Below are 13,311 nucleotides of genomic sequence, written 5' to 3'. Positions count from 1 at the left end.
CCGGCTGGGTACCTTCGAGGAATCACCGTCTCCGGGGCGACGACGCCCCGGGTACGCGCATCGAAGCGCCCGACAGGGAAGGTCACACAATGCACCAGTCAGCCATGCGTCGGCGAGGGATCGTCGCCGTCACCGGAGCGGCCATCGCGGCTCTCGCTCTCGCCGGATGCGTCGCCAGCGAGCGCGGCGACAACGGTTCGGAGGGCTCGGGCGACGTCGACGGCACGTTCGTCTTCGCCGCGTCGTCCGATCCGGCGAGCCTCGACCCCGCGTTCGCGCAGGACGGCGAGACGTTCCGCGTCTCCCGCCAGATCTTCGAGGGTCTGGTGGGCACCGAGCCGGGCACCGCCGACCCCGCGCCGCTGCTGGCGGAGTCGTGGGAGTCGTCCGAGGACGGCATGTCGCACACGTTCCAGCTGAAGGAGGGGGTGACCTTCCAGGACGGCACCCCGTTCAACGCCGAGGCGGTCTGCTACAACTTCGACCGCTGGTACAACTGGACCGGTCTGGCCGCCTCCGAGGCGTTCGGCTACTACTACAACAAGCTCTTCAAGGGCTACGCGTCGAACCCCGCGGACGCCGTCTACAAGTCGTGCACGCCCGACGGTGAGAACTCCGTCACGATCGAGCTGAACAAGCCGTTCGCCGGATTCATCGCCTCGCTCTCGCTGCCCGCGTTCGGCATGCAGAGCCCGTCCGCCATGCAGGAGTTCGGCGCCGATGAGGTCGGCGGGTCGGCCGAGGCGCCGCAGCTGTCCGAGTACGCGATGGGCCACCCGGTCGGCACGGGCCCCTACCAGTTCGAGGAGTGGGCGCCGGGCGAGCAGGTCACGCTCAAGGCCTACGACGACTACTGGGGCGACGCGGGTCAGGTCGACGAGATCATCTTCCGCACGATCGACGATCCGACGGCCCGCCGCCAGGCGCTCGAGTCCGGCTCGATCGACGGCTACGACCTCGTCGGTCCCGCCGACACCAAGGCGCTCGAGGACGACGGCTTCACGATGGTGTCGCGCCCGCCGTTCACGATCCTGTACCTGGCGTTCAACCAGGCCGTGCCCGAGCTGCAGGACCCGAAGGTGCGCGAGGCCCTCTCGTACGCGGTCGACAAGGACGCGCTGATCAGCCAGGTGCTGCCCGAGGGCACGCAGAAGGCCACGCAGTTCGTGCCCGAGGTCGTCAACGGCTACAACCCCGACGTCACGACCTACGACTACGACCCCGAAAAGGCCAAGGCCCTGCTCGCGGAGGCCGGCTACGACGAGTCGAACCCGCTGAAGCTCACGTTCAACTACCCGGTCAACGTGTCGCGTCCCTACATGCCGGACCCCGAGCAGATCTTCACGGTGCTGTCGTCGCAGCTGTCCGAGGTCGGCGTGGAGACCACCCCCGTGTCGGAGGAGTGGGTCGAGTACCTCGACCGCACGACCGGCACCTCCGACCACGGCATCCACCTGCTGGGCTGGACGGGCGACTACAACGACACCGACAACTTCGTCGGCGTGTTCTTCGGCCAGCAGAGCTCGGAGTGGGGCTTCGACAACCCGGAGCTGTTCCAGAAGCTGACCGAGGCTCGCGGCGTGTCCAACCTGGAGGAGCAGACCGCGCTGTACGAGGACATCAACGAGATGGTGGCGGAGTTCATCCCCGGCGTCCCGCTCGCGCACCCGGCTCCGACGCTCGCGTTCGACCCGCGCGTGAAGAGCTACCCTGCCAGCCCGGTGAACGACGAGGTCTTCACGGACATCGTCCTCACCAAGTAACGGCCTGACCGACCGAGACCCCTTCGTCTCGTCGCTCCGCTCCTCGCTCAGGGACCGGATCGGGAAACCATCCCGGTTCGGTCCCTGAACGAGCGGAGCGAGACGACGGGCCTGATCGACGGAGATCTTCGTGCTGCGCACCATCGGCAGGCGACTGCTGTTCCTCATCCCCACCCTGTTCGGGCTCAGCATCCTGCTGTTCGCCTGGGTCAGGGCCCTTCCCGGCGGCCCCGCGGTCGCCCTCCTCGGCGAGAAGGCCACACCCGAGGCGATCGCCAGGGTCAACGAGCTCTACGGCTTCAACAAGCCGCTCATCGAGCAGTACTTCATCTGGATCACGCGCCTGCTGCAGGGCGACTTCGGCACCTCGATCCAGACCAACCGTCCGGTGGTGGAGGAGTTCTTCCGCCGGTTCCCCGCGACGATCGAGCTGAGCGTCATGGCGCTCATCTTCGCGGTGGGCGTCGGCATCCCGCTCGGCTACTGGGCCGCGCGGCGACACGGCAAGTTCACCGATCACGCCTCGGTCGTGCTGAGCCTGATCGGCATCACCATCCCGGTGTTCTTCCTGGCGTTCATCCTCAAGTACGTCTTCGCGGTGCAGCTGGGCTGGCTGCCGTCCGACGGGCGGCAGAACCCGCGGATAGACGCGACGCATCCCACCGGGTTCTACGTGTGGGACGGCATCATCACCGGCGAGTTCGACGCGGCGTGGGACGCCATCCTGCACCTCATCCTCCCGGCGCTCGCGCTCGGCACGATCCCGCTGGCGATCATCGTGCGCATCACGAGGGCGAGCGTGCTCGAGGTGCAGAACGCCGACTACGTCCGCACCGGGCGCGCGAAGGGCGTCGGCTCGTCGACGCTGCGCAGCCGCTTCATCCTGCGCAACGCCATGCTGCCGGTGATCACCACGATCGGTCTGCAGACGGGACTGCTGATCTCGGGGGCGGTGCTCACCGAGACGGTGTTCGCGTTCCCCGGCATCGGCTCGTTCCTGGCGCGGGCCATCTTCACGCGGGACTTCCCGGTGCTCCAGGGCTTCATCATCTTCATCGCGATCGCGTACGCGCTGATCAACCTGGCGGTGGACGTCTCCTACAGCTTCATCGACCCGAGAGTGAGGGTGCAGTGATGTCCCTCCTCATCGTCCGAAAGGAGGCGGTCGCATGAGCATCGCCCTCCCACCCGCACAGGGACCCTCCGCCGAGAGCGGGGGAAGCATCGACACCGTCGCGATCGCCCAGGCCGATCTGAAGAACGGCGGCGGCTTCTGGAGCGACGTGTTCCGTCGACTCCGCCGCAACCCGACCGCATGGATCGGCGCGGTCATCGTGCTCGTCTTCCTGGCGATCGCCCTGCTGGCACCGGTGATCGCCCCGTATCCGGAGACCGCGCTCCCCGGCGCGAAGTTCATCACCCCGACGCACATCCCCGGACCGGGCGAGCTGCCGGAGTTCCCGCTCGGGCTCGACCGCTTCGGCGGCGACGTGCTCTCGAAGCTGATCTGGGGCGCGCAGGCGTCGCTGCTCATCGGTGTCGTCTCGACCGCGATGGGGCTCGTCGGCGGCATGCTGCTCGGGCTCATCGCCGGCACGTTCGGCGGCTGGGTCGACACGGTCATCATGCGCGTGGTCGACATCATCCTGTCCGTGCCGAACCTGCTGCTGGCGGTGTCGATCGCGGCGATCCTCGGCCAGACGCCGTTCGCGGTCATGATCGCGATCGGTGCCTCGCAGGTGCCGATCTTCGCGCGGCTGCTGCGGGCGTCGATGCTGCAGCAGCGCTCCAGCGACTACGTGCTCTCGGCGCAGACGCTGGGCCTCGGCCGCGGCCGGATCACGATGTCGCACGTGCTCCCCAACGCGATCGGCCCCGTGATCGTGCAGGGCACGCTGACGCTGGCGACCGCGGTGATCGACGCGGCGGCGCTGTCGTTCCTCGGGCTCGGCGGCGGCCGCCCCGAGACCGCCGAGTGGGGGCGAATGCTCACCTACGCCCAGGCGGAGCTGGCGATCGCGCCGTGGCTGGCGTTCCTGCCCGGCATCTGCATCGCGGTCACCGCGCTCGGCTTCACCCTGCTGGGCGAGGCGCTGCGCGAGGCCATGGACCCGAGGACGAGGGCACGATGAACACGCGAGACGAGGGCGCCGCGCGCGCCGCGAGGGAGGACCGCATGTCGGACGAGCCGCTGCTGTCGGTCGAGGGACTGGCGGTCGACTTCGCCACCATGGACGGCGTCGTGCACGCGGTCGAGGGCGTCGACCTGGAGATCCGACCGGGCGAGACGGTCGCGATCGTGGGTGAGTCCGGGTCGGGCAAGTCCACCACCGCGATGGCCATCATCGGGCTGCTCGCCGGGGGCGGGAAGGTCGCGGCGGGCAGTATCCGCCTGGACGGCCGCGAGATCGCGCACGCCTCGGAGAACGAGCTGCGCACGATCCGGGGGCGCGACATCGGCCTGGTCCCGCAGGACCCGATGTCGAACCTCAACCCGGTCGCCAAGATCGGCACGCAGGTCGCCGAGACGCTGCTCGCGCACGGCCTGGCCACGCGGCAGAACGTGCAGGGGAAGGTCGTCGAGGCGCTCACGGCCGCGGGCCTGCCCGACCCGGAGCGCCGCGCGAAGCAGTATCCGCACGAGTTCTCCGGCGGTATGCGCCAGCGCGCGCTGATCGCGATCGGGCTGGCGTGCAAGCCGCGGCTGCTGATCGCCGACGAGCCCACCAGCGCGCTCGACGTGACGGTGCAGCAGACCATCCTCGACCAGATCGGCGAGATGACGCGCGAGCTCGGTACGGCGGTGCTGCTCATCACGCACGACCTCGGTCTCGCGGCCGAGCGGGCGGAGCGGGTCGTGGTGATGCACCGCGGCAAGGTGGTCGAGCAGGGGCCCGCGCGGCAGATCCTGGAGGACCCGCAGCACCCGTACACGCAGTCGCTCGTGAAGGCGGCGCCCTCGGTCGCGGTCGCCCGGCTGCGGCCGGAGGCGTTCGTGCGCGATACGTCCGCCGCGGAGCAGCCCGCGGAGGAGAAGCCGCGCGACCACATCGTCGAGATCGAGAACCTCACGAAGGTGTATCCGGTGCGGGGCAAGCACGAGGACTTCGTGGCCGTCGATGACGTGTCGCTGGCGATCCCGCGCGGCGAGACGGTCGCGATCGTCGGGGAGTCCGGCTCGGGCAAGACGACGACCGCCCGCATGCTGCTCAAGCTGATCGAGCCCACCAGCGGACTCATCCGCTACGAGGGCAAGGACGTCTCGACGCTCAGCAGGGCGGAGACGAAGGAGTTCCGGCAGCGCGTGCAGCCGATCTTCCAGGACCCGTACTCGAGCCTGAACCCGATGTTCACGATCGAGCGTTTGATCGCCGAGCCCCTGGAGTTCTATCGGCGGGGGAGTGGCGCCGACCGTCGCAAGCGCGTGCGGCAGCTGCTCGACGACGTGGCGCTGCCGCAGTCGATGCTGCGCCGCTACCCGTCGGAGCTGTCGGGCGGTCAGCGTCAGCGCGTCGCGATCGCCCGGGCGCTCGCGCTCTCGCCCGACCTCATCGTGTGCGACGAGCCGGTGTCGGCGCTCGACGTGCTGGTGCAGGACCAGATCCTGCGGCTGCTCGGCGACCTGCAGCGGGAGTACGGCCTGAGCTACCTGTTCATCTCGCACGACCTCGCGGTGGTGCGGCTCATCAGTGACTACGTGTGCGTGATGAAGGACGGGAAGCTGGTCGAGGCGGCCACGTCGGAGGAGATCTTCACGAATCCGCGCGACCCCTACACGCGGCGCCTGCTCGCCTCGATCCCGGGCAACGAGCTCGGCATCGCGTCCTGAGACGGGGGAGCGAGCGCCAATACCGCAGGTTCTGAGATTGGTCAAGGACTGTGCTTGCCATGTCGCGGAATCGTGGGTATAGTTGGTAGTTGCGCTCGCTCCTCCCTGCCCTCATATGGTGGTCGGCATCCGTTGAGCTCTCGAGCGCGAACTCCACCTGACGACAAAGGAATCGAGAAGCCCTGCGGGGCTCACGGAGGTTATTCCCTTGGCTGCTGCTCCCAACGCATCCACATCCACCACCACCAAGAACGGACGCGGAGCTTCCCGTCTTTCGTTCGCCAAGATCTCCGACACGCTGACGGTCCCCGACCTTCTCGCTCTGCAGACCGAGTCCTTCGGTTGGCTCGTCGGCAACGACGCCTGGAAGGCGCGCGTGGCCGAGGCGAAGGCCGCCGGTCGCACCGACGTGAACGAGAACAGCGGTCTGGGCGAGATCTTCGAGGAGATCTCCCCGATCGAGGACCTCGGCGAGACGATGCAGCTGTCGTTCACGAACCCGTACCTCGAGCCGGAGAAGTACTCGATCGAGGAGTGCAAGGAGCGTGGCAAGACCTACGCCGCGCCGCTGTACGTCGAGGCCGAGTTCATGAACCACCTCACGGGTGAGATCAAGACGCAGACGGTCTTCATGGGCGACTTCCCCCTGCAGACCGACAAGGGCACGTTCATCATCAACGGCTCCGAGCGCGTCGTCGTGTCGCAGCTCGTCCGCTCGCCCGGTGTCTACTTCGACAAGACGCCCGACAAGACCTCCGACAAGGACATCGTCTCGGCGCGCGTCATCCCGAGCCGCGGTGCCTGGCTCGAGTTCGAGATCGACAAGCGCGACCAGGTGGGCGTGCGCGTCGACCGCAAGCGCAAGCAGTCCGTCACGGTCTTCCTCAAGGCGCTGGGCATGACCAGCGAGGAGATCCTGGCCGAGTTCGCCGGCTACACCTCCATCGAGGAGACGCTCGCGAAGGACACGATCGTCACCAAGGAAGACGCGCTGCGCGACATCTACCGCAAGCTGCGTCCGGGCGAGCAGGTGGCCGCCGAGGCCGCCCGCGCGCTGCTCGACAACTTCTACTTCAACCCGAAGCGCTACGACCTCGCCAAGGTCGGCCGGTACAAGATCAACCACAAGCTGGGTCTCGACACCCCGCTGACGGAGTCGGTGCTGACGGTGCAGGACATCGTCGCGACCATCAAGTACCTGGTGCGTCTGCACGCCGGCACCGAGGAGACCTTCGAGGGCATCCGCGGCGGCAAGAAGACGGAGATCCGTCTCGCGACCGACGACATCGACAACTTCGGCAACCGTCGCATCCGCGCGGTCGGCGAGCTGATCCAGAACCAGGTCCGCACGGGTCTGTCCCGCATGGAGCGCGTCGTCCGCGAGCGCATGACCACGCAGGACATCGAGGCCATCACGCCGCAGACGCTGATCAACGTGCGCCCCGTCGTCGCCGCGATCAAGGAGTTCTTCGGAACCTCGCAGCTGTCGCAGTTCATGGACCAGAACAACCCGCTCGCGGGTCTGACCAACAAGCGCCGCCTCTCGGCCCTCGGCCCCGGTGGTCTGAGCCGCGACCGCGCCGGCGTCGAGGTCCGTGACGTCCACCCCTCGCACTACGGCCGCATGTGCCCGATCGAGACCCCGGAAGGCCCGAACATCGGCCTGATCGGTGCGCTCGCGACCTTCGCGCGCATCAACTCGTTCGGCTTCATCGAGACCCCGTACCGCAAGGTCGTCGACGGTGTCGTGACCGAGCAGATCGACTACCTCACGGCGTCCGAGGAGGTCGACTTCAACATCGCGCAGGCCAACGCGCCGCTCGATGCGAAGGGTCGCTTCCGCGAGAGCCACGTGCTCGCGCGCCCCAAGGGCGGTAGCGGTGAGGTCGACCTGTTCCTGCCGGAGGAGATCGGCTACATCGACGTCTCGCCGCGCCAGATGGTGTCGGTCGCGACCTCGCTCGTGCCCTTCCTCGAGCACGACGACGCGCAGCGCGCGCTCATGGGCGCCAACATGCAGCGCCAGGCCGTGCCGCTGCTGCGCAGCGACTCGCCGCTCGTCGGCACCGGTATGGAGGGTTACACCGCCATCGACGCGGGCGACGTGATCACCGCCGAGAAGGCCGGTGTCGTCTCCGAGGTCTCCGCCGACCGCGTCGTGGTCATGCTCGACGAGGGCGGCACGCAGGAGTACCACCTGCGCAAGTTCGACCGCTCGAACCAGGGCACCTCCTACAACCAGAAGGTCGTCGTGTCGGCCGGTGAGCGCGTCGAGGTCGGCGAGGTCATCGCCGACGGCCCCGCCACCGAGAACGGCGAGCTGGCCCTCGGCAAGAACCTCCTCGTCGCGTTCATGACGTGGGAGGGCTACAACTTCGAGGACGCCATCATCCTGAGCCAGGACCTGGTGAAGGACGACACCCTCTCGTCGATCCACATCGAGGAGTACGAGGTCGACGCCCGCGACACCAAGCTCGGCAAGGAGGAGATCACCCGTGACCTCCCCAACGTCAGCCCCGAGCTGCTGAAGGATCTCGACGAGCGCGGCATCATCCGCATCGGTGCCGAGGTCCGCCCCGGCGACATCCTCGTCGGCAAGGTCACGCCGAAGGGTGAGACCGAGCTGTCGGCCGAGGAGCGCCTGCTCCGCGCGATCTTCAACGAGAAGAGCCGCGAGGTCCGCGACACGTCGCTGAAGGTGCCGCACGGTGAGCAGGGCACGATCATCGCCGTCAAGGAGTTCAACGCCGAGGACGGCGACGACGAGCTCGGCTCCGGCGTGAACCGCCGCGTCGTGGTCTACATCGCCCAGAAGCGCAAGATCACCGAGGGTGACAAGCTCGCCGGCCGTCACGGCAACAAGGGTGTCATCGCGAAGATCCTGCCCGTCGAGGACATGCCGTTCCTCTCGGACGGCACGCCGGTCGACATCGTCCTCAACCCGCTGGGCATCCCGGGTCGAATGAACTTCGGCCAGGTGCTCGAGACCCACCTCGGGTGGATCGCGAAGCAGGGCTGGAAGGTCGAGGGCACCCCGGAGTGGGCCGCCAAGCTGCCGGAGCAGGCCTTCGAGGCCGCCCCCGGCACCAAGGTCGCGACCCCGGTGTTCGACGGCGCCAGCGAGGAGGAGATCGCCGGTCTGCTCGACTCGACGCTCCCGACGCGTGACGGCCTGCGCCTGATCGACTCGAGCGGCAAGACGCAGCTGTTCGACGGCCGCTCCGGCGAGCCGTTCCCGGCGCCGATCTCCGTGGGCTACATGTACATCCTGAAGCTCCACCACCTGGTGGACGACAAGATCCACGCCCGCTCCACCGGTCCGTACTCGATGATCACCCAGCAGCCGCTCGGTGGTAAGGCGCAGTTCGGTGGACAGCGCTTCGGTGAGATGGAGGTGTGGGCCCTCGAGGCCTACGGCGCCGCGTACGCCCTCCAGGAGCTCCTCACGATCAAGTCCGACGACATCCTCGGCCGCGTCAAGGTGTACGAGGCGATCGTCAAGGGCGAGAACATCCAGGAGCCCGGCATCCCGGAGTCGTTCAAGGTGCTCATGAAGGAGATGCAGTCGCTCTGCCTGAACGTCGAGGTCCTCTCGGCCGACGGCACGCTGGTCAACCTCCGCGACACCGACGACGAGGCGTTCCGCGCCGCAGAGGAACTCGGTATCAACATCTCCAGCCGCTTCGAGGCCGCCTCGATCGACGAGATCTAATCCTTCGGGAGCCGGGGACCGCCGTGTCCCCGGCTCACCGAAGCAGACTTCTCAAACAGAATTTCCGACACAGGAGAACTAGTGCTCGAGTCCACAACCTTCGATGAGCTTCGCATCGGCCTGGCGACCGCAGACCACATCCGCGCGTGGTCCTACGGCGAGGTCAAGAAGCCCGAAACCATCAACTACCGCACCCTCAAGCCGGAGAAGGACGGTCTCTTCGGAGAGCAGATCTTCGGCCCGTCCCGTGACTGGGAGTGCGCCTGCGGCAAGTACAAGCGCGTCCGCTTCAAGGGCATCGTCTGTGAGCGCTGTGGCGTGGAGGTCACCAAGAGCTCCGTCCGCCGTGAGCGCATGGGTCACATCGAGCTCGCCGCTCCCGTCACCCACATCTGGTACTTCAAGGGCGTGCCCTCGCGCCTCGGCTACCTGCTCGACATGGCGCCGAAGGACCTCGAGAAGGTCATCTACTTCGCCGCCTACATGGTCATCTCGGTCGACGAGGATGCTCGTCACCGCGACCTGGGCACGCAGGAGAACAACATCCGCCTCGAGCTGAAGACGCTCGGCGACCGCCGCGACGCCAAGATCGCGGAGCGCCTGGCCAAGCTGGAGGAGGAGCTCGCGGCTCTCGAGGCCGAGGGTGCCAAGGCCGACGCCAAGAAGAAGGTCAAGGACGCCGCCGAGAAGGAGATGTCGCTCATCCGCAAGGGTGCCGACGAGGCGATCCTGAAGCTGGAGCGCGTGTGGGAGGACTTCCGCACGCTCGAGGTCGGTGCCCTGCGCCCGGAGGACGATGTCTTCCACGAGCTGCAGGACCGCTTCGGCCAGTACTTCGAGGCCTACATGGGTGCCGAGGCGATCCAGCGTCGCCTGGCCGCGTTCGACCTGACCGCCGAGGCCGAGAGCCTGCACCTGCAGATCTCGGAGGGCAAGGGTCAGCGCAAGATCCGTGCGATCAAGCGCCTCAAGGTCGTCAACTCGTTCCTCGAGACCGGCATGAGCCCGGCCGCGATGGTGCTCGACGTCGTTCCGGTGATCCCGCCGGAGCTGCGTCCGATGGTGCAGCTCGACGGTGGCCGCTTCGCGACCTCCGACCTGAACGACCTGTACCGCCGCGTGATCAACCGCAACAACCGTCTCCGTCGCCTGATCGACCTCGGCGCCCCCGAGATCATCGTCAACAACGAGAAGCGGATGCTGCAGGAGGCCGTCGACGCGCTGTTCGACAACGGCCGCCGTGGTCGCCCCGTCACCGGTACCGGCAACCGTGCGCTGAAGTCCCTGAGCGACATGCTCAAGGGAAAGCAGGGTCGTTTCCGTCAGAACCTGCTCGGCAAGCGTGTCGACTACTCGGGCCGTTCGGTCATCGTGGTCGGCCCGCAGCTCAAGCTGCACCAGTGCGGTCTGCCCAAGCAGATGGCGCTCGAGCTCTTCAAGCCGTTCGTCATCAAGCGCCTGATCGACCTGGGTCACTCGCAGAACATCAAGGCCGCGAAGCGCGCCGTCGAGCGCACGCGTCCCGAGGTCTGGGACGTGCTCGAGGAGATCATCCGCGAGCGTCCGGTTCTGCTCAACCGTGCACCCACCCTGCACCGTCTGGGCATCCAGGCGTTCGAGCCGCAGCTCGTGGAGGGCAAGGCCATCCAGCTGCACCCGCTCGTCTGCGCGGCGTTCAACGCCGACTTCGACGGTGACCAGATGGCCGTGCACCTGCCGCTGTCGGTCGAGGCTCAGGCCGAGGCCCGCGTGCTGATGCTCGCGTCGAACAACATCCTCAAGCCGTCCGACGGCCGTCCGGTGACCCTGCCCTCGCAGGACATGATCATCGGTCTGCACCACCTGACCACGGTCAAGGCCGGCGCCAAGGGCGAGGGCCGTGCGTTCGGCTCCGTCGGTGAGGCGCAGCTCGCGTACGACGAGGGCACGCTCGACCTGCAGGCGAAGGTCCGCATCCGCATCCCGGGTCTGGCCTTCCTGGAGGGCGAGGCTCCCGAGGGCTACGAGAAGCACGGTCTGGTCGACGCGTCGCTCGGTCAGGCGATCTTCAACGACGCGCTGCCGAAGGGCTACCCCTTCGTCCGCGAGCAGGCCGACAAGGGCAAGCTGTCGCAGATCGTCAACAAGCTGGCCGAGGAGTATCCCAAGGTCGAGACGGCCGCCACGCTGGACCGCATCAAGGATGCCGGCTTCTACTGGGCGACCCGTTCGGGTGTCACCGTCGCGCTGAGCGACATCCTCACCCCGCCGAACAAGGCGGAGATCGTCGCGGGCTACGAGAAGCAGGCCGCGAAGGTCCAGTCCCAGTACGAGAAGGGCCTCACGACCGACGCCGAGCGTCGTCAGGAGCTCATCAAGATCTGGACCGAGGCGACCGACGAGGTGCAGGCCGCGATGAAGGCGCACTTCCCGGAGGACAACACCATCAACCGCATGGTGTCGTCGGGCGCCCGTGGTAACTGGCTGCAGATCCGGAACATCGCCGGTATGCGTGGTCTGGTGAACAACCCCAAGGGTGAGATCATCCCGCGTCCGATCATCTCCTCGTACCGCGAGGGTCTGTCGGTGGCGGAGTACTTCATCGCGACGCACGGTACCCGTAAGGGTCTGGCCGACACCGCTCTGCGTACCGCCGACTCGGGTTACCTGACCCGTCGTCTGGTGGACGTCTCGCAGGACGTCATCATCCGCGAAGAGGACTGCGGCACGTCGAAGGGCCTCGAGCTCCCGATCGCCGCGCCGAACTCGCAGGGTGAGCTGGTGCGCGACGCGAACGTCGAGAACTCGGTGTTCGCCCGGACGCTGGCCTCCGACGTCGTGAACGCGGCGGGCGAGGTCCTCGCCTCGGCCGGCGACGACGTGGGCGACGTGCTCATCGACAAGCTGGTCGCTGCGGGTGTCGAGACCATCAAGGTCCGCTCGGTCCTGACCTGCGACTCCGCCGTCGGCGTGTGCGCGCAGTGCTACGGCCGTTCGCTCGCGACCGGCAAGACGGTCGACATCGGCGAGGCCGTCGGCATCATCGCGGCCCAGTCGATCGGTGAGCCCGGTACCCAGCTGACGATGCGTACCTTCCACACCGGTGGTTCCGCGTCGGCCGACGACATCACGCAGGGTCTGCCCCGTGTGCAGGAGCTGTTCGAGGCCCGTACCCCCAAGGGTGCGTCGCCGATCGCCGAGGCCGACGGCCGCATCACGATCGACGAGACCGACAAGGCCAAGAAGGTCATCCTGACGCCCGACAACGGCGACGAGCCCGTCGTCTACCCGGTGCTGAAGCGTGCGACGCTCCTCGTCGAGGACGGCCAGCACGTCTCGGTCGGTCAGCCCCTGCAGGTCGGCACGCTCGACCCCAAGGAGGTCATGCGCGTCATGGGTGCCCGCGAGGTGCAGAAGTACCTCGTCGGCGGCGTGCAGGGCGTGTACCGCTCGCAGGGTGTGCCGATCCACGACAAGCACATCGAGGTCATCGTCCGCCAGATGCTCCGCAAGGTCACCGTCGTCGACCACGCCGACACGACCCTGCTGCCGGGTGAGATGGTCGACCTGAAGCGCTACCAGCAGATCAACCGCGAGGCCGTGGCCGAGGGCAAGCGCCCCGCGTCGGGTCGCCCGGAGCTGATGGGTATCACGAAGGCGTCGCTCGCGACCGAGTCGTGGCTGTCCGCCGCGTCCTTCCAGGAGACGACCCGCGTGCTCACGCAGGCCGCCATGGAGGGCAAGCGCGACCCGCTGGTCGGTCTCAAGGAGAACGTCATCATCGGTAAGCTCATCCCCGCCGGAACCGGTCTCTCGAAGTACCGCGACGTCACGGTCGAGGCCACCGAGGAAGCCAAGAGCGAGCGCTACCCGAACCGGATCTTCGCATCCGACGGCGCGTACGCGGACGGCGACTTCGGCTACGTCGACTTCGACGCGTTCTCGACGGACGACATCACCCCCGGTACCTACAACTGAGGTGTGACTGAGTGAACGAAGGCCCCGGGCATCGCCCGGGGCCTTCGTCG

6 protein-coding genes are annotated in these 13,311 nt (G+C 67.5%); all 6 read left to right on the top strand.

Annotated features, from left to right (window positions below; all coding sequences use genetic code 11):
* The first annotated feature begins 89 nt into the window (after positions 1-89).
* The 6 genes from ACWGQ1_RS03890 to rpoC all read left to right on the top strand — a co-directional run bounded on the left by ACWGQ1_RS03890 (position 90) and on the right by rpoC (position 13,261).
* Positions 90-1,763: an ABC transporter substrate-binding protein gene (locus ACWGQ1_RS03890; RefSeq protein WP_136032298.1), complete on the top strand. Its 1,674-nt coding sequence runs from the start codon at positions 90-92 to the stop codon at positions 1,761-1,763.
* 130 nt (positions 1,764-1,893) lie between these two features.
* Positions 1,894-2,898: an ABC transporter permease gene (locus ACWGQ1_RS03885; RefSeq protein ID WP_136035908.1), complete on the top strand. Its 1,005-nt coding sequence runs from the start codon at positions 1,894-1,896 to the stop codon at positions 2,896-2,898.
* A gap of 34 nt (positions 2,899-2,932) precedes the next feature.
* Positions 2,933-3,895, top strand: a complete 963-nt coding sequence (locus ACWGQ1_RS03880) for an ABC transporter permease (protein ID WP_136031619.1) — start codon at positions 2,933-2,935, stop codon at positions 3,893-3,895.
* On the top strand, positions 3,892-5,592 hold the full coding sequence (locus ACWGQ1_RS03875; protein WP_247638394.1) for an ABC transporter ATP-binding protein: 1,701 nt from the start codon (positions 3,892-3,894) through the stop codon (positions 5,590-5,592). Before ACWGQ1_RS03880 ends, ACWGQ1_RS03875 begins: the two co-directional genes overlap by 4 nt.
* A 208-nt stretch (positions 5,593-5,800) precedes the next feature.
* Positions 5,801-9,304, top strand: coding sequence for a DNA-directed RNA polymerase subunit beta (gene rpoB / locus ACWGQ1_RS03870; protein WP_136031622.1), 3,504 nt, complete (start codon positions 5,801-5,803; stop codon positions 9,302-9,304).
* Positions 9,305-9,385: 81 nt separating this feature from the next.
* A complete protein-coding gene (gene rpoC, locus ACWGQ1_RS03865) occupies positions 9,386-13,261 on the top strand; it encodes a DNA-directed RNA polymerase subunit beta' (RefSeq protein WP_136045924.1) in 3,876 nt (1,291 codons plus the stop codon).
* The last annotated feature ends 50 nt before the right edge of the window (positions 13,262-13,311 follow it).

Source organism: Microbacterium sp. NPDC055599 (genome assembly GCF_053618975.1).
The sequence above is the reverse complement of the archived record's forward strand: the minus strand, read 5'-3'. Positions and strand labels throughout refer to the sequence as shown.

Coding starts and splice junctions, on each gene's coding strand:
- ACWGQ1_RS03890 (WP_136032298.1), top strand. CDS start 90: ATGCACCAGTCAGCCATGCGTCGGCGAGGGATCGTCGCCGTCACCGGA.
- ACWGQ1_RS03880 (WP_136031619.1), top strand. CDS start 2,933: ATGAGCATCGCCCTCCCACCCGCACAGGGACCCTCCGCCGAGAGCGGG.
- ACWGQ1_RS03875 (WP_247638394.1), top strand. CDS start 3,892: ATGAACACGCGAGACGAGGGCGCCGCGCGCGCCGCGAGGGAGGACCGC.